This is a genomic window from Sphingobium sp. B2D3A (assembly GCF_025961795.1).
Lineage (GTDB): Bacteria > Pseudomonadota > Alphaproteobacteria > Sphingomonadales > Sphingomonadaceae > Sphingobium.
Genome location: NZ_JAOQOI010000001.1, coordinates 3,130,383 through 3,145,741, shown reverse-complemented (window position 1 = coordinate 3,145,741; position 15,359 = coordinate 3,130,383). Strand labels below are relative to the sequence as shown.

Genomic DNA, 15,359 nt, shown 5'->3' with positions numbered 1-15,359 from the left:
CGGCGCGGGCGCACATGGCGTCCACCTTGTCGCGCGATCCTGCCATCAGGCCCGCTTTTCTTTTCTGCCAACCCTGATCGTGGCGAGATCACCGATGGCCAGCACCGCACCGATGACGAGATGGGTCAGCAGGATGAGGGTGGTGATGAGCGCGATGAGAATGTGGATCTCGCTGTCTTGCCCGACCGCGAACACGGCGACCGCTGCGAAGATGATATCCTTGTTGCTGATCAGCGGCAGGCGCGAGAGCAGCATCCGCACGGTGGCCAGCACCAGCCACCAGCCCAGCGCCACGTCCGGCAGAGCTAGGCTCCACACCACCGCGAGCAGGACGTTGCCGACCAGCAGTCGCGCGAAATGCAGGCCGGAAATGGCCCAGAGTTGCGTGCGCGTCAGGCTGAAGATGCGCTTGCTGAACACGAAGACCAGCAGGGAGACGACCATGATGACGCCGACCGATGCGGCCAGGGCGGAACTGGTGATGCCGAGGTTCAGGCTCTTCGCATAAGGATAGACCAAGGCCATCATCGCAAGCGTGAAGATGTTGGACACCACGGCGGAGAGGATCGCGACGTCCTTGACGGCGCCGAAAGGCGAGCCCTCCATTTTGATCTTCTTGCGGGCCCAGCTGTAGAAATAGGCCTCACCGAGATAGTCTACGATCAGCTCGTTGGTGACGTTCTTGCGCGCAAGGGCGATGAGGCCTTCGCCCGGAATATGCCAGAGCCAGCGGAAGATGATGAAATCGAAGGCCAGGCCGGTGAAATAATAGCCGAAAAAGGCGACCCAGAACAACGGATTGGCCGGGATGGTCTGCAACAGATCGTCAAGGCGGAACGAGCGGAACTGCCAGATGACAACCGCAAGAATGGCAATGGACAGCGCCGGGGTGATCCACACCCACCACGAGGTCTGGCGGACAGGAAGCGGGATCGGGTCTTTGGAAGGATCGTCGCTCGACGGAGCAGGGGCTGGTGTCTGCATGTGTGTTTGCTTACTTGATAAGGCCCGATCGCGTCCGCGCTGCGGATAGCAACAATCTGGCCGGGGTCAAAGTCTATTTCCCCGCGACACGGCGGAAGAGGGCGATCCACTTCTCCAGCGTCGCCTCCATCGTGAACAGGGATGCACGCGCGCGCATGGCGGATATCTGCGGCTTCTGGTCGCACACGCGATCCATGGCGGCGGCGAGAGCCGAGACATCCTTGATCGGAACCAGCGTGCCCACATCCTCCATCATCATCGGCATGGCGATGGTGCAATCCGTCGCGACGATGGGGATCGCGGCGGCCAGCGCTTCCGCGACCACTGCGGGCACGCCTTCGAAGTCCGAGGAGAGGATGAAGGCATCGGCTTGCGCAAACCAGGGGTCGACAGGGTTGTGATGGCCGGGAAGGCTAAGCTGCGTGGCGACGCCGAGCGCTTGCGCCTTGGCTTCCAGCGCGGCGCGGAGCGGGCCTTCGCCCACAATCGTCAGCCGGTCGTCCGGCTGCGCGATCCGCGCGAACGCATCCAGCAGCAGCTCGAAGTTCTTTTGCGGAAACAGCCGCCCCACGCCCAGGAAATGCCGGCCCGGGTTATTGCGCGGCGTGCTGTCGCGCAGACTGGCCAGACGCTGCGCCACCGCCGCCGTCATCGAGGCATTGTGAATGATGGCGATCCGCTCGGGTGGGACGCCCATTTCGGTTTCGATTTCGTCGCGGACCGGCGGCGCCATCGCTACAACAGCCGCATAGATATGGCTGTGGCCGTGCATGATGAACCGGCTCAGCCGCCGCCGCAGCGGGCTGCTGTGGCGCTCGTCGAGGCTGTTGCTCGGGCGCAGCACAATGGGCGGGCAGCTCTTGCCGAGGACAAGCCGGGTGACCGCAGCCACCGCCATCAGCCCGTTGCTGGGGAAGAACAGCACATCGGGCTTCAACCGCCGCACAATGCCCGGCAGCTTGAGCATCATCCACAGGCTCTCGGTCTCGATCCGCGCGAGCCGGCCCGGGGGCGGGATGATATAGGGGACGTCGGGTGCCTCTTCCTGCAGCCGACCTTCCCACCGGCCAAGCGCGATGCGGGCATCGAGCCCAGCCTCTCGCCAGGCCTTGGTAAAGCGCAGCAGATCGCGCTCGACCCCGCCCGGTTCGAGGCTGTGGAGCACACTCAGGACGAACAACGGCCTCTCGTCAGCCATCAGGCGGCAAGATCCGCATAGCGCGCGGGCGTGTGGGTGCGCATGAACTTGCTGTAGGTCGCGTCGATGCTGTCGAGCAAAGCGGGTACGGTCGTGTCCGGCGGATGCACCGCGATGCGAGCATTGGGCAATGCCCAGGGCGCGGCGCGGGCGGCGGCGGCGACCATCAGCGAACTGGCGATCCGTACCTTCGTGCGGCTGGCCCAGGTGATGACCGGCCCCTTGGCGACGACGCGGCCCGTTTCCGGCTGCCAGACCTTGAGATGATCCTCGGCGAGCGGGAAGCCGCAATCGGCGAGCGCCTGCAGGCTGTCCCGCGAGTAGAGCCAGGCCGGGGCGATGAACCCGGTGACGGGCCGGCCGATGGCGTCCTCCACGATCGGGCGACCACGCTCCAGCCGGCGACGCGCTTCCTCCCGCGAGAGCTGCGCGAACTCACCGGCGCCGGCCGTCATGTGCTTCTGCATGAAGCCCTTTTCGCGGGCATCGTCGCGGTGGCACCAGCCGTGCAGGAACATTTCCACCCCGGCATCGGCCCAACGGCGCAATTTGCCGGCAAAGGCGGCATTGCCGGCGAGCGGCGCCTTGTCTTCGAAATCGGGCACCACCAGCATGGCGAGGCGCGGACCACCGAGCAGCCCGCTCAGACGGTCGAACAGCGCATCGACTTCGCTTTCAAAATGCGGCGTCACATCATGGATCGAGGCGAGCAAACGAGGCATGGGCGAGCCGTTACACCCTTTCCCGCGCGCCGTCACGCCCCACCGCATGGGGCAGAGTCAGAAGGCGCGGGTGATGCCCAGATCCACGGTTGTGCGCCGGTAATCGTAGATGCCGACTGTCGAGATATTGCGCTCATAGGCCAGCCGTACGACCGGCGAGAAGCCTGCCACCTCGATCTGCCGGAAGGTCGCGCCGACCGATCCGCGCAGAAACCACTCCTTGCGGCGCTCCGGGAACAGAGCCAGCCGGGCATCGGCTTCGAGCCGCCGCACCGTGGCATTGGCGAACAGGGTCGTTCGGCCCATGTCCCGCCAGCCGAGCAAGGTCGCCCCGCCCGAGGCGGTCGCATAGCCGGGATCGCGCGCGGTCTGCCGCGTGCCGCTCAGTTGGATGCCGACGCCGCTGCGGGCGGACAGCGCGCGCTCAATGCCGGCGCTCAGATTGTAGAGCGCGCCATCCTGCAGGGCGTTGCGGTTGTAATGCGACTGGCCGTAGGAAAAGCCGACATCGCTTTGCGCGCGCCGCCCGATGCGCTGCGTCCAGCGGAGATCGGCCGTCTCCGTGCGAGCATAAGCCTTGCCGCCATAAGTGCGCCAGGTGACGCCGGCAGAAGGCATGAGGCGGCTGCGCCCCCGTTGCCACTCCAGCCCCAGCAGGGCACTGCCGGAAAGGTCGTTGAACTGACTGGCGCGATAGAAGGTGCCATCGCCCGAGAGCCGCGGCACCAGCGTCAGTCCCTGGCCCAGCCCGACACGGGCATAGACCTGCCCTGAGAGGCGCAGGCCAATGCCGGATTGCTCCCGCGCATCCTCATCCAGCGTGAGCGGGGCGATGACCGTATCCAGCTCCTTGGCATCGGTGGCGCGGTTGATGTTGCTGTCCGGCGCCATGGCCAGCTCGAAATTGCCGCCGAAGCGCCGGTTGGAGCGCAATGCGGCGGCGAACCGATCCACCACCTGCTGCACGTCCGGCGGCAAGCCATTGGCTTGCGCCTGCCGCAACTGCTGGCGGGCGCGGCTTTCATCGCCCATCGCCGCCAGCACGCGCGCAAGTTCCAGCCGCACGCGGGTCGCGCCCGGCTCCTCATCCAAGATAGAGCGGAAGGTGAGGGCGGCATCGGTCTGCCGGCCCTGCTCATCGAGCATCATGCCCAGCCGAAAGCGCGCTTCGGAGCGGACCTTGAGATCAGGATCGCGGGCAAGCGCACGGTAGATCGTCTCGGCATCCTCCAGCCGCCCTGCGACGCGCGCCTGATCGGCGAGGTCGAACAGCTGCGCGGCATTGAGGCCGGAGATGGACCGGGCGTCTTCGGAGACGGTCGGGGTGCCGCCCATCGGCGCTTGGGCTTGCGCCCCCAGGGGAGCATGCAGGCACAGACCTGGGATCAGCCCCAGCCAGCTCAGTCGTCGCAATGTCATGGCAGGCCCTTGCCGGTGCGCTATGGACAAATCAATTGGTGCGCTTGCCCACCGTCGCGCCGCTTAGATAATATGTGCTGCTGGTATCGCCCGGCGCGGTCTGGAAGCCGAAGGTGCCGCCGATCTCCGTCGCCGTCGGGCCGTAGAGAGCGCCCTCGAAGAAGCCGAGATAGGCATTGCTGCCGTTCACGACGTCCGCCGTCAGTCCGGCGTCGATGTCCATGACCCCGCGGTCGAAGGTAAACGTGCCGAAATTGCGGGTGCTGCCGTCGAAATTGCTCTTGCCGATCGGGTTGAGCGAGCCAGTGAATGTGCCGGCGCCGAAATTGACGGCGAAGTTGCTCGTTCCGCTCAGCGCATAGGTCGCGCCGCCGCCGAACTGCGCCGCCGTGCCGCGAATGATGCCCGTGAAGCTGCCCGATCCGGCCGGGATCTGGAAGCCGTTGGTGCGGATTCCCCAGGCGAACCAGCGGTCGAGCCGGTCGCTGCCCGGTGCTTGCGCGCGCTCCCAGCGCCCGAAGCTCGCATAGCTGAGCGCAATGGCGGTGTTGCCCGCGTCGGCCTTGTTGAGCGAGAGCGTGTAGGACAGGCCGTCGCCCCCGGTGATCCTGTAGACAGCAAGAGCGTTCGAGGAGGCCGCCGAGTCCAGGCTGGCGGAACCGAATGTCGTGTCGATGCCCCGGTCGCTATCCTGATAGCGATAGCTGCCTTGCGCGGCATTATAGGTGAACAGACCGTTGGAGCGCAGCAGCGCTGCATTGTTCGCGCTGTTTCCATTGCCGGTATCGGTGAGGCTCAGCTGGCTGAACCGGTGCTCGAAGCTGTCATCGAATTGCAGGGTGGTGAGCGACATGTTCAGCCCGGCCACCGTGCTGTCCTGCCGGCCCAGCATATAGCCGGCGGTCACCTCTCCATCGGCGCTGTAGAGATACCAGGTCGCGCCAACTTCCTCGCCATTGGGGCCGTAGAAGCGGCCGTCCCAACCGCCATTGAAGCGCTTGCCATCATCCATGAAGAAGTTGCCGGAAAAGGCGGTGGTACCGCTGGTCAGCGCTGCCTCACCGAAATAGGCGCCGATGCCCTTGATGAGGCCGGTGTCCACGTCAATCGTGGTCAGCACGCCGCTGCTGGTCAGGGCGCCGCTCTGGAAGTCGATCTGTAGGGCGCCGCTCCCCGCGACCGCAAAGGGAGAATCGATCGCCCGCGCACCGACGAGGCTCACGGCATAGCGCCCGGTGCCGGATGGCTGGAGCTGGCCGGCAGGCGTCTGGATGCCATAAGTGAACGGATCATAGGTGAAGTCGAGCGTGTTGCCGGAGACGGTGGCGCGCTCCCATGCGCCGCCGCCGACATAACGATAGGTGAGTTCTCCCGATGTGCCGGGCCGTGTCAGCGTCAGCGCCTCGCTGGTCGTGCCGAGCTTCTGGAAGCTGATGAAGGCCGGCGATCCGGACGCGACCAGATCGGCCGGCGCGAAGGTGGCGCTGCGGTTGGCCGTGGCGATGGAATAGCTCTGCGTGGCGGCGTTATAGGAGATCGAGAGCGTGCCCCGGGCCGACTGGCCATTCTCGACCGGCCGCTCATCGGCATAGAAGCGCCCGGAAAGATTGCCGCCATTGCTGGTGAACGTCTGGCTCTGCAGCGGCCCCATCAGGCTCGTATTCGGCCCGGCAATCGGGTTCGGGCTGGGGGCGGGCGCCGGGGTCGGGGTGGGGGTCGGCGTGGGCGTCGGCGTAGGTGTGGGGGTCGGCGTGGGGGTAGGCGTCGGGGCCGGCGTTGGTGTCGGGGTGGCCGTAGGCGTGGGCGTCGGCGTAGGAGTCGGCGTGGAATTGACGCCACCCGCTCCACCGCCTCCGCAGGCGGTGGTCAGAAGAGTGATGAGGAGGGGCGTGGCCCACTTGCTCTGCTTGACCATGACGGGGCGAAACTCCGGATTAATGAGCGCGAGACGGTTCGAGGGTTTGTGTCCGGACGTTGGCCAAATATAATTGACGAAAAGTTTATCATCTTGGCACTGGGTCCGTTTTTGAGACGGTTCGAGCCGAAGCCGGTAAATTTCACCGCAAATCTGCGCTCTTGGGGTGCCGCAGGGCGCGTTAACCATCTTCCGGGCTTCCCTGTCGGGGCAGAATGGTTAACAGTTCTTAACTATGAGACGCGCCCCCGTTCTGACTCACGAAGAGGCGAGACATCCGTTTCGCCAGTCGCTTCCCCGCCATGTGTTCCGGCCTGCGCCGGACGCGACGTCGCAAGCCCGGCCCGCGCCGGACGAAGACAAGGACTGGAAGTTGTTTGTGCTGAGCTTTGCGGCGTTCTTTACGGTCGCCTACACGTTCATCGTGTGAGGACTCAGCGGCCGCCGGCTTCCCGCGCGGCTGCCAGGTCCGCTTCGCACGCCCGGTGAAGCTTCAGCGCCAGCAGGGCGCAGATGCCGCACATGCCACACATGATGAGCAGTGCTTCCCGGTTGCTCAGGCCCGCGCTGGTCGCGGCCATGATGACGAGCGCGCCGAAGACCATCGCGCCTGAGTTGACGACATTGTTGGCGGCGACTGTCCGCGCGGTCTGGTCCTTGCTCACCGTGGTGGTGAGGAAGGCGTAGAGCGGCACAACGAACATGCCGCCGAACGTCGCGATGCCGAACAGTGCGATCACGATGCGCCAGCTATGCGGCGCGGCGAGAAAATCGCGGACCGTATAAAGCGTATCGGCGGGGGCGCGCACCCAGTCGCCGGATGCGTAGGAAAAGAACCAGATGAAGCCTGCCATCATCAGCACCGAAATCGGCGAGTAACGGGCGGAGACGACGCCACCGAGCAGGCGGTTGACCGCCACCGAGCCCACCGCCACGCCGATCGAGAAGATCGCGAGGAACATGCTCGCCACTTCCTTGGTCGCGGTGAACTCGTTCTTCACCAGCGGCGGGAAGATGATGACCAGCACCGTGGCGATCATCCAGAAGAAGCTGATCGACATGATCGCTAGGAACAGGCGGCGGATGTGCATGGTCGCCGAGATCAGGCGCCAGGAGGCCCGGAAGATATTGTAATCCATGTCGATCGGCGGACCGACGCGCGGGGCGGGCGGCACCATGCGACCGGATAGATAGCCGATCATCGCGATGATGAGGACGCCGCACGCCGCGGCGGTCGGGCTGATCCAGCCCGCGACGATCGTCCCGGTCAGAATGGCGATATAGGTGCCGGCTTCGACGAGCCCCGTCCCGCCGAGCACCTGATCCTGCTCCAGATGCTGAGGGAGAATCGCATATTTGATCGGCCCGAAGAAGGTCGAGTGAACGCCCATCGCCAGCAATGCGGTCAGCATGAGGCCAACGCCGGTCATCGGGTGCCGCGCGCTCACCAGCAGGCCGGCCGCACCGACCGTCATGATCAGGATTTCCGCGAGCTTGACCGTGCGGATGATCCTGGACTTGTCGATATTGTCCGCAAGCTGGCCGGAGAGAGCCGAGAGCAGGAAGAAGGGCAGTACGAACAGCCCGGTCGCGACCGCATTGAACGCCGATTCCTGCTGCGGGTCCTGAAACACGCCATAGGTCGCGAACAGGATCATCGCAGTCTTGAAGAGATTATCGTTGAAGGCCCCGAGGAACTGAGTGACGAACAGGGGCAGAAACTTCCGGTGGCCGAGCAGCCGCAGGGATGCCTGCATAAGTGCGTGAACTCTTGTGATCCGGCCGGACTCGCGCCGTCGCCGGGCTTCTAGCGGCGAAATGGGCAGGTGAAAAGACATTGGATGCCGCATCGTGCAGCCCCTTGTCTGCGCTGGACGGCTGTGGCACCCGCATTGTCGTGAAGTTCTTGCCAAACATTCTGACCCTCTCGCGGATTCTCGCGGTGCCCCTGCTCGTCGCCCTTTTGTGGCCGGCCGAGTCTGTGCACGCCTGGCGCCTCGGCTATCTCGCGGCTTTCGGGCTCTACTGCCTGATGGGCATCACCGATTATTTCGATGGCTATCTCGCCCGCGCGCAGGGCACGGTCTCCAAGCTGGGCGTGTTTCTCGATCCGATCGCGGACAAGATCATGATCGGCGCGGTGATTCTCATCCTGTGTGCCAACCAGAACATCAACGGCGTTCATATCATCGCGGCGCTGGTGATTCTGCTGCGGGAGATTGCGGTCTCCGGCCTGCGGGAGTTTCTCGCGGGCCTGCGGATTTCCGTGCCGGTGTCGCGCCTCGCCAAGTGGAAGACGGCATTTCAGCTTGTCTCGCTGGGTGCGCTCATTCTGGCGGGCGGATTGCCGCATATCGCGTTCATCCAGCTTGCCGGCCTCGTCACCTTGTGGGCGGCAGCGTTGCTGACCTTGCTCACCGGCTGGGATTATCTGCGCGCCGGCCTCAAGCACATGACGGTCTGATCATGGCCGACATCACGATTCTCTATTTCGCCTGGGTGCGTGAGCGGATCGGTCTGGACGAAGAGCAGCAGTCCGTGCCCTCGCCGGCAACGACCGTTGCGCAGCTTCTCGATGCCCTGGCAGCCGGCAGCGCCGGTCATGCGGCGGCCTTTGCCGACCGGGGGCGTTTGCGGGCGGCGCTGGACCAGAAGTTCGTGCCCTTGGACACTGCCATCGGCCAGGCGCGCGAGCTGGCGATCTTTCCGCCCGTGACCGGTGGCTGACGCCACGCCCTCGATCTCGCTGCGCGTCACGGCGGAGGATTTCGATCCCGGCCGCGAGCTGGCCCGGCTGGAAGGGCTGGATGGCGGCGGGATCGCGAGCTTTACGGGGCTGGTGCGCGATGATGGCGGGCTGCGCGCGCTCCGGCTGGAGCATTATCCCGCGATGACACAGGCGCAGATCGCTGCGGTGGTCGAAGAAGCCTGCGCCCGCTGGCCGTTGCTCGGCGTGACGGTCATCCACCGGTTCGGTGAACTGCCGGTCTGCGCGCGGATCGTCTTCGTCGGCACCGCCTCGGCCCACCGCGTCGCCGCGCTCGAATCCTGTGCGTTTCTCATCGACTGGCTGAAAGTCTCAGCGCCCTTCTGGAAGCAGGAGATCCGGCATGACGGCTCGGCCGGCTGGGTCGAAGCGAAAGGCGCCGACGACGCGCGCGCCGCAATCTGGCGGCAGGGGCGGCTGGACCCGATCTGACGGCCGCCGCGCTCAGGCGGCCTCGGCTGTCTCCTGCTGGCTGGTCGCGGCGTTGCGCAGAATGTCCGCCATCAATCGGAAGTCGGCTTCCCGCGGCGAGTTGCGCCGCCAGACCAGGGCGATCTCGCGATGGGCGCTCGGCGACTGGATCGGCCGCGCGGTGATCTTGGTGTTGGCAAGAATGCCGCCCCTTATCGCCATGTCCGGCAGCAAGGTCAGCCCCAGGCCATTATCCACCATTTGCACCAGCGTATGCAGCGACGTGCCGGTGATGGTCGCCTCGGTGCGCAACTCCGCGCGGTTGCAAGCAGCCAGCGCATGTTCCTTCAGGCAGTGGCCATCCTCCAGCAGCAGCAGGCGGTTGCCGTCGATCATCTCGGGCGTGATCAGGGCCGGCGGATCGCGTGGATCGTCCTTAGGGAAGGCGACGAACAGTGCATCGTCGAACAGCACCTCGATTTCCGCATCGCCGCAGGGGAAGGGCAGGGCGAGCAGCACGCAATCGGCATGGCCGTGGCGCAGCGAGTCGAGCGCCGCGTGGCTGGTTTCCTCGCGCAGATAAAGCTGCAGCGCCGGGCGCTCCTCGCGCAATTTTGGTAGTAGGCGGGGGAGAAGAAACGGCGCGATGGTGGGGATGACGCTCATCCGCAATTCGCCGACCAGTGGCGTGCCGGAGGCCTGCGCGATAGCGGCCAATTCTTCGGTCTCGCGCAACACCCGGTGGGCTTTGGTGACGATGCGGTCACCCAGCGCCGTGAAGCGCACGATACGGCGGGTCCGCTCGACCAAGGTGACGCCGATCAGCGATTCCAGTTCGCGAATGCCGGCCGAAAGCGTGGACTGGGTGACGAAGCACGCATCCGCCGCACGCCCGAAATGGCCATGTTCCTTCAGCGCAACCAGATATTGGAGCTGCTTGAGGGTCGGCATGTAGATCGACATTGATCGCCCTTTCCGCTGGAAAGTAGCAATTTAATCGATCTAGCCGATCAGTTCAAGCGAGCGCAGGATTCCGTAACCGGTGGTCAGAGTCAGAACGCTGCCGACCATGATCAGCAACGGCCGGGCCGGGACATGCTTGGCGATCCAAGCGCCGAGCGGCGCGGCCAGCACGCCGCCAATCAACAGGCCGGTCGTGGCGGTGGTAAAGGTCTCCCAGCCGAGATGGACGAGGAAGGTGATGCTGATCGACAGGGTCAGGAAGAATTCGACCGTGTTGACCGTGCCGATGGTGTGGCGCGGGCTGGTGCCCTGGATCAGCAGGTTCGAGGTGACGACCGGGCCCCAGCCGCCGCCACCGGATGCATCGAGGAAGCCGCCGACGAGGCCGAGCGGCGCCACATAGCGTGGGTCTCGCACATGCGCCTCGGTGTGGCGCAGGCCCCGCCACAGCAGCCAGAGGCCGATGAAGGCGAGGTAAGAGAGAATATAAGGGCGGATTAGTTCGCCATCGATGTTTGAGAGGAAATAGGCGCCCGCGACCCCGCCGATCATGCCGGGAATGACGAGCTTCCAGAACAGCTTCCAGTCGACATTGCCGTGCAACACATGGCTGATCGCGGAGACGGCAGTGGTGCAGGTCTCTGCGGCATGAACGCTGGCCGAAGCTGCTTTGGGGGGGACGCCCAGTGCCAGCAGGAGGCTGCTGGAGATGACGCCATAGGCCATGCCGAGCGCGCCATCGATTATCTGCGCACCGAAGCCGACGGCCACGAAGGGCAACAGCATCAGCGCAAAATCCATCCAGGCGTCGGGCAAGGGCAAGCCTTTCTCAATTAACTCACTGGACAATAGGCCCGCCGTTTCCGGCTTGGCAAGGAAATTGTCCTTGGGCCTAATCCTGGCAACGCTCTAGAAATTTCAACGCATCGCGACTAGATAGCTGCTCTTGTCGGCCAGCAAGGGACGCTTTGCCATGGGGCTTTTGTCCTACCTCGATTCCGTGAAAGAGCGCGATCCCGCGCCGCGTTCGCGGCTGGAAATCCTTATTTATCCAGGAGTCTGGGCGCTCGGCCTGCATCGGGTCGCGCATCAGCTGTTTCGCTGGCGGCTCTTCTTCCTTGCGCGTCTGGTCAATCATTTTTCCCGCTTCCTGACCGCGATCGACATTCACCCCGGCGCGACGATCGGAAAGAATTTCTTTATCGATCACGGCTTCACGGTCATCGGCGAAACGGCGCTCATTGGCGACAATGTCACCATCTACCAGTGCGTGACGCTGGGCGGCACTGATCCGGCGAACGGAATCGCCGGTAAGCGCCACCCGACGATCTGCGATGGCGCGATCATCGGATCGGGCTCGCAGGTGCTCGGCCCGATCACCGTGGGTGAGCGCGCGCGTGTGGGGGCCAATGCCGTGGTGACCAAGGACGTGCCGGCCGGTGCGGTGATGATCGGCATCCCCGCCCGCGCGACGCTGGTCGATGCGAAGGAATATCAAAAGCCGTTCACGCCTTATGGTACGCCCTGCAGCGAGACCTACGATCCGGCGACGCAGAAGCTGGAAATTCTCCAGTGCGAAGTCGAAGTGCTGCGCAAGCGGCTCGCGGATCTGGTCGCCGAGCAGGAAGCCCGGCGCGCGGACGGCGCTGATGGCCAGTCCCGCACCTCGGCTTGATGAGCAACGTCACACCATTTCCTCCCCGGCCTACACCGGCCAACAGCCCGCCCACGCAGACGAGTTTCGACCGACTGGAACTCTCGCGGATCATGGATCTGTACGGACGCATGGTCGCGGCGGGGCAGTGGCGCGATTACGCCATCGATCTCAATCGGGACGTCGCGATCTTTTCCGCCTTCCGCCGCACGGCGGAACGCCCGGAAGTGCGCATCGAGAAGCGCCCGGCTTTGCGGAACCGCCAGGGCATGTGGGCGCTGATCGGCGAGAATGGCGTCATCCTGCGCCGGGGGCAGGAACTGGCCGGAATTCTGGCGCCTGTCGAACGCCGGCTGATGAAGCTTATCGAGGACTAGGGGCAGGCGCGTCGCCGCGAGGTCTCTCACCCGACTGTCGCAAAACTGTCATCAAACTGTCATACCGGCGTCCGACATTTGACGGAGCATGGACCTTGCGATTTCCCCTGATGGCGGCGCTTCTCGCTGCGAGTGCGCTGACGCTTCCTGCGCCTGTTCTGGCCCAGGCGTCCCCGCAAGCCTCCACCCCGGATGACGGCGCCGCGCTGCGGGCCGAGATTACGCGGCTAAGAGCGCAGCTTGAGAGCATGGAGGCCCGGCTCGGCAAGGTCGAGGGCACACAGGGCGCGTCCTCGACGCCCTCCGCGGCCCCCGAGGCGGCGGTCGCCTCTGCCCAGACGGCCACCCCTGCGCCCGCAGCGAGCGCCAAGCCGGACACCCAAGTGAGCTGGCGTGGCGCGCCGCAATTTACCGGCGAGGGGGGGCTTTCCTTCAAACCACGCGGTCGGCTGCAACTCGATACCAACGTCGTCTCCCGCCCGGATGGCATCAATGCGCCCACTTTGGGCTGGTCGGCCGACGTGCGCCGCGCATATCTCGGCGCGGACGGCACGCTGGGCGGCGGCTTTGGCTATCGGCTGGAGCTGGATTTCGCGTCCGGCAGCGCGCAGTTCACCGACGCCTGGCTCACCTATGAGCGCGGGCCGCTTACGCTGACGGTCGGGCATCACCGCATCACCACGCTGGAAGACCTGACCAGCGATCTGGAAACCAGCTTCCTCGAGCGTGCGGCCTATACGCAGGCCTTCGGTCTGGAGCGGCGGCTGGGGCTTTCGGCTACCTATCGCATCGGCGAGGTGCTGCTCTCCGCCGGCGCCTTTGCGGACGATCTCGCGGCGCTCGGCACGCCGGGCGTCACCAGCAACAGCTATGCGCTGGATGGCCGGCTGGTGTTCATGCCCAAGCTCGGCGACACGCAGCTCCATCTCGGCGGTTCACTACATCACCGTGAGCTGAACGATCTGACCGACGTCCTCCAATATCGCGCCCGGCCCGGCGCGCGGACGACCGATGTCCGCTTTGTCGACACCGGTCTGTTCAGCGCCAGCGCGGAGACGGGCTATGGCCTGGAATTCGCGGCCTTGCGGGGGCGGTGGCATGTGGCGGCGGAAGGCTTCTGGCAGCAGGTGGCCCGGCCGGACCTTGCCGATCCGACTTTCTTCGGCGGATATGGGGAAGTCGGCTACATCCTCGCTGGCGCCTCCGGGCGGGGCTATCGCAATGGCACCTTCGGCTCGATCAAGCCCACGCGCGGGCTGGACAAGGGCGGCTCGGGCGCCTGGCAGCTCAACCTGCGCTATGACTGGCTGGATCTCGACGATGGCCTGATCAATGGCGGCCGCGAGCAGACCTATGGCGTGTCGCTCATCTGGGTGCCGATCGAGCGGGTGAAGTTCCTGGCCAATTATCTGCGCGTCGAGGTGCGCGACACACCAGTCGTTGCCGGCACACGGGACGATTACGGCAGCGACGTGTTCGGTCTGCGCGCGCAGTACGAGTTCTGACGCGCGGCGCGACGCGCGTTGCTGAAAGCGCGCGGTCAGGCGGCGTCGGCATCCAGCGAATAGCCGGCCGAGCGGACGGTGCGGATGATGTCCGGCAGGCCGCCGGCATTCACGGCCTTGCGCAGCCGGCGAATATGCACATCGACGGTGCGCAGTTCGATCTCGCTGTCCTGCCCCCAAACGCTGTCGAGCAGGCGCTCGCGGGAGAACACCCAGCCGGGATGTTCGAGCAGATGGCGCAGCAGGCGGAATTCGGTCGGTCCGAGCGCGACGAGTTGCCCGGCGCGCCGCACCTTGTGGGCCACCGTATCCATTTCCAGATCGGCAAAGGTCAGGACCTCGCCGGCGAGGGCAGGGCGGACGCGGCGCAGCACGGCGTTGACGCGGGCGATCAACTCGCGCGGGCTGAACGGCTTGGTGACATAATCGTCAGCGCCGGTTTCGAGGCCCCGCACGCGGTCTTCCTCCTCCCCGCGCGCGGTGAGCATGATGATCGGCACGTTAGCCGTCTCTGGCATTCGCCGCAGTCGCCGGCAGACCTCGATGCCGGAGAGATTCTCCACCATCCAGTCGAGCAGCACGATATCCGGCGTGCTCTCCTGCGCCAGAATAAGCGCTTCCTCGCCGTCGGGCGTCTGCGTGACGTCAAAGTCTTCGCGCTGGAAGTGCCAGATGAGCAATTCCGCCAGCGCCGCATCGTCCTCGACGAGCAACATCTTTGCGCGGACCACCACTCAGTCCTCCGCCAGCAGATCGACTGACGTTCCCTTCTCCCGCTCCGGCGGCTTGGCGCCGGTCGCGACGTAATGGACCATCTCGGCGATGTTGGTGGCGTGGTCGCCGATGCGCTCCAGATTCTTGGCGATGAAGAGCACATGCGCGCTCTCGGAGATCATCTTCTGGTTCTCCATCATGAACGTCACCATGGTGCGGAAGATGGAATTGTAGAAATCGTCCACCGCCCGGTCCCGCTCAATCACGGCCAGCGCCTGCTGCGCGTCGCGCGCGGCAAAGGCATCGAGCGCGGACTTGACCATCTCGCGGGCGATCTGCGCCATGGAGGGGAGCAGCGAGAGCGGCTCCATGCGGCTGGAGGCCGTCACCGTCTCCACGCGCTTGGCGATGTTCTTGGCATAATCCGCCATGCGCTCGACGATGCCGGCGATCTTGAGCACCGCGATAATCTCGCGCAGGTCGTCCGCCATCGGGGCGCGCAGGGCGATGGTCTGCACCACCAGCCGCTCGATATGCGCGTCCAGCTCGTCGATCCGCGCATCGCCGGCGACAACGCTCTTGGCGAGTGCCACATCGCGCGTCGTCAGCGCCTTGATGGCATTGTCGATGGCATCCTCGGTAAGGCCGCCCATCTCGGCGATCAGCGCCCGCAGAGCGTTGATGTCGTCGTCGAAGGCCTTGAGCGTGTGTTCCGTCATAGCTCGTTCCT

Annotated in this window: 17 protein-coding genes; 7 read left to right on the top strand and 10 right to left on the bottom strand. The window is 65.1% G+C overall.

Going from position 1 to position 15,359, the window contains the following annotated elements; genetic code table 11:
- Nucleotides 1–45: 45 nt before the first annotated feature.
- The 5 genes from M2337_RS14580 to M2337_RS14560 all read right to left on the bottom strand — a co-directional run bounded on the left by M2337_RS14580 (nt 46) and on the right by M2337_RS14560 (nt 6,238).
- Entirely contained in the window at nt 46–984 is a 939-nt protein-coding gene (locus M2337_RS14580) for a hypothetical protein (RefSeq protein WP_264570835.1), read from the bottom strand.
- Between the two features lie 73 nt (nt 985–1,057).
- Nucleotides 1,058–2,182 carry a glycosyltransferase gene (locus M2337_RS14575; RefSeq protein ID WP_264570834.1) on the bottom strand — a complete coding sequence of 375 codons (1,125 nt, stop codon included), beginning with the start codon at nt 2,180–2,182 and terminating at the stop codon, nt 1,058–1,060.
- Entirely contained in the window at nt 2,182–2,904 is a 723-nt protein-coding gene (locus M2337_RS14570; RefSeq protein ID WP_264570833.1) for a DUF2334 domain-containing protein, read from the bottom strand. The genes M2337_RS14575 and M2337_RS14570 overlap by 1 nt, the downstream gene beginning before the upstream one ends.
- A gap of 57 nt (nt 2,905–2,961) precedes the next feature.
- A complete protein-coding gene (locus tag M2337_RS14565) occupies nt 2,962–4,323 on the bottom strand; it encodes a surface lipoprotein assembly modifier (RefSeq protein WP_264570832.1) in 1,362 nt (453 codons plus the stop codon).
- A gap of 31 nt (nt 4,324–4,354) precedes the next feature.
- On the bottom strand, nt 4,355–6,238 hold the full coding sequence (locus M2337_RS14560) for a transferrin-binding protein-like solute binding protein (protein ID WP_264570831.1): 1,884 nt from the start codon (nt 6,236–6,238) through the stop codon (nt 4,355–4,357).
- A 235-nt stretch (nt 6,239–6,473) separates the two neighbouring features.
- Here M2337_RS14560 and M2337_RS14555 point away from each other — a divergent pair, with 235 nt between their 5' ends.
- Nucleotides 6,474–6,668 (top strand): hypothetical protein, encoded by a 195-nt coding sequence (locus tag M2337_RS14555; protein ID WP_181560155.1) that lies wholly within the window; start codon nt 6,474–6,476, stop codon nt 6,666–6,668.
- Between the two features lie 4 nt (nt 6,669–6,672).
- Here M2337_RS14555 and M2337_RS14550 read toward each other — a convergent pair whose 3' ends face one another.
- Nucleotides 6,673–7,995: an MFS transporter gene (locus M2337_RS14550; RefSeq protein ID WP_264570830.1), complete on the bottom strand. Its 1,323-nt coding sequence runs from the start codon at nt 7,993–7,995 to the stop codon at nt 6,673–6,675.
- Between the two features lie 140 nt (nt 7,996–8,135).
- On the opposite strand from M2337_RS14550, the gene pgsA reads away from it, so the two are divergent.
- Genes pgsA through M2337_RS14535 form a run of 3 tightly spaced genes read left to right on the top strand, consistent with a single transcriptional unit; the run spans nt 8,136 to nt 9,437 of the window.
- Complete coding sequence (gene pgsA, locus M2337_RS14545; protein ID WP_181560153.1) at nt 8,136–8,702, top strand: CDP-diacylglycerol--glycerol-3-phosphate 3-phosphatidyltransferase; 567 nt, start codon at nt 8,136–8,138, stop codon at nt 8,700–8,702.
- Between the two features lie 2 nt (nt 8,703–8,704).
- Entirely contained in the window at nt 8,705–8,965 is a 261-nt protein-coding gene (gene moaD / locus M2337_RS14540) for a molybdopterin converting factor subunit 1 (RefSeq protein ID WP_264570829.1), read from the top strand.
- The gene (locus M2337_RS14535; RefSeq protein WP_264570828.1) at nt 8,958–9,437 is read left to right on the top strand and encodes a molybdenum cofactor biosynthesis protein MoaE; all 480 of its coding nucleotides are present in this window, start codon (nt 8,958–8,960) and stop codon (nt 9,435–9,437) included. Before moaD ends, M2337_RS14535 begins: the two co-directional genes overlap by 8 nt.
- Nucleotides 9,438–9,449: 12 nt before the next feature.
- Here the strand turns inward: M2337_RS14535 and M2337_RS14530 are convergent, their stop codons facing one another.
- Both M2337_RS14530 and M2337_RS14525 read right to left on the bottom strand, forming a co-directional pair.
- Nucleotides 9,450–10,379: a hydrogen peroxide-inducible genes activator gene (locus tag M2337_RS14530; protein WP_264570827.1), complete on the bottom strand. Its 930-nt coding sequence runs from the start codon at nt 10,377–10,379 to the stop codon at nt 9,450–9,452.
- Nucleotides 10,380–10,418: 39 nt separating this feature from the next.
- Entirely contained in the window at nt 10,419–11,180 is a 762-nt protein-coding gene (locus M2337_RS14525) for a sulfite exporter TauE/SafE family protein (protein ID WP_264572278.1), read from the bottom strand.
- 172 nt (nt 11,181–11,352) lie between these two features.
- Here M2337_RS14525 and epsC point away from each other — a divergent pair, with 172 nt between their 5' ends.
- The 3 genes from epsC (at nt 11,353) to M2337_RS14510 (ending at nt 13,915) form a co-directional block, all read left to right on the top strand.
- Nucleotides 11,353–12,054, top strand: coding sequence for a serine O-acetyltransferase EpsC (gene epsC / locus M2337_RS14520; protein WP_181560150.1), 702 nt, complete (start codon nt 11,353–11,355; stop codon nt 12,052–12,054).
- Complete coding sequence (locus M2337_RS14515) at nt 12,054–12,410, top strand: DUF2794 domain-containing protein (protein ID WP_264570826.1); 357 nt, start codon at nt 12,054–12,056, stop codon at nt 12,408–12,410. Before epsC ends, M2337_RS14515 begins: the two co-directional genes overlap by 1 nt.
- Nucleotides 12,411–12,505: 95 nt before the next feature.
- Nucleotides 12,506–13,915: an OprO/OprP family phosphate-selective porin gene (locus tag M2337_RS14510; RefSeq protein ID WP_264570825.1), complete on the top strand. Its 1,410-nt coding sequence runs from the start codon at nt 12,506–12,508 to the stop codon at nt 13,913–13,915.
- A gap of 35 nt (nt 13,916–13,950) precedes the next feature.
- On the opposite strand, the gene phoB is transcribed toward M2337_RS14510, so the two are convergent.
- Together phoB and phoU are read right to left on the bottom strand one after the other, a co-directional pair.
- A complete protein-coding gene (gene phoB / locus M2337_RS14505) occupies nt 13,951–14,646 on the bottom strand; it encodes a phosphate regulon transcriptional regulator PhoB (protein ID WP_181560147.1) in 696 nt (231 codons plus the stop codon).
- Between the two features lie 3 nt (nt 14,647–14,649).
- The gene (phoU, locus tag M2337_RS14500) at nt 14,650–15,348 is read right to left on the bottom strand and encodes a phosphate signaling complex protein PhoU (protein WP_181560146.1); all 699 of its coding nucleotides are present in this window, start codon (nt 15,346–15,348) and stop codon (nt 14,650–14,652) included.
- Nucleotides 15,349–15,359 lie beyond the last annotated feature (11 nt).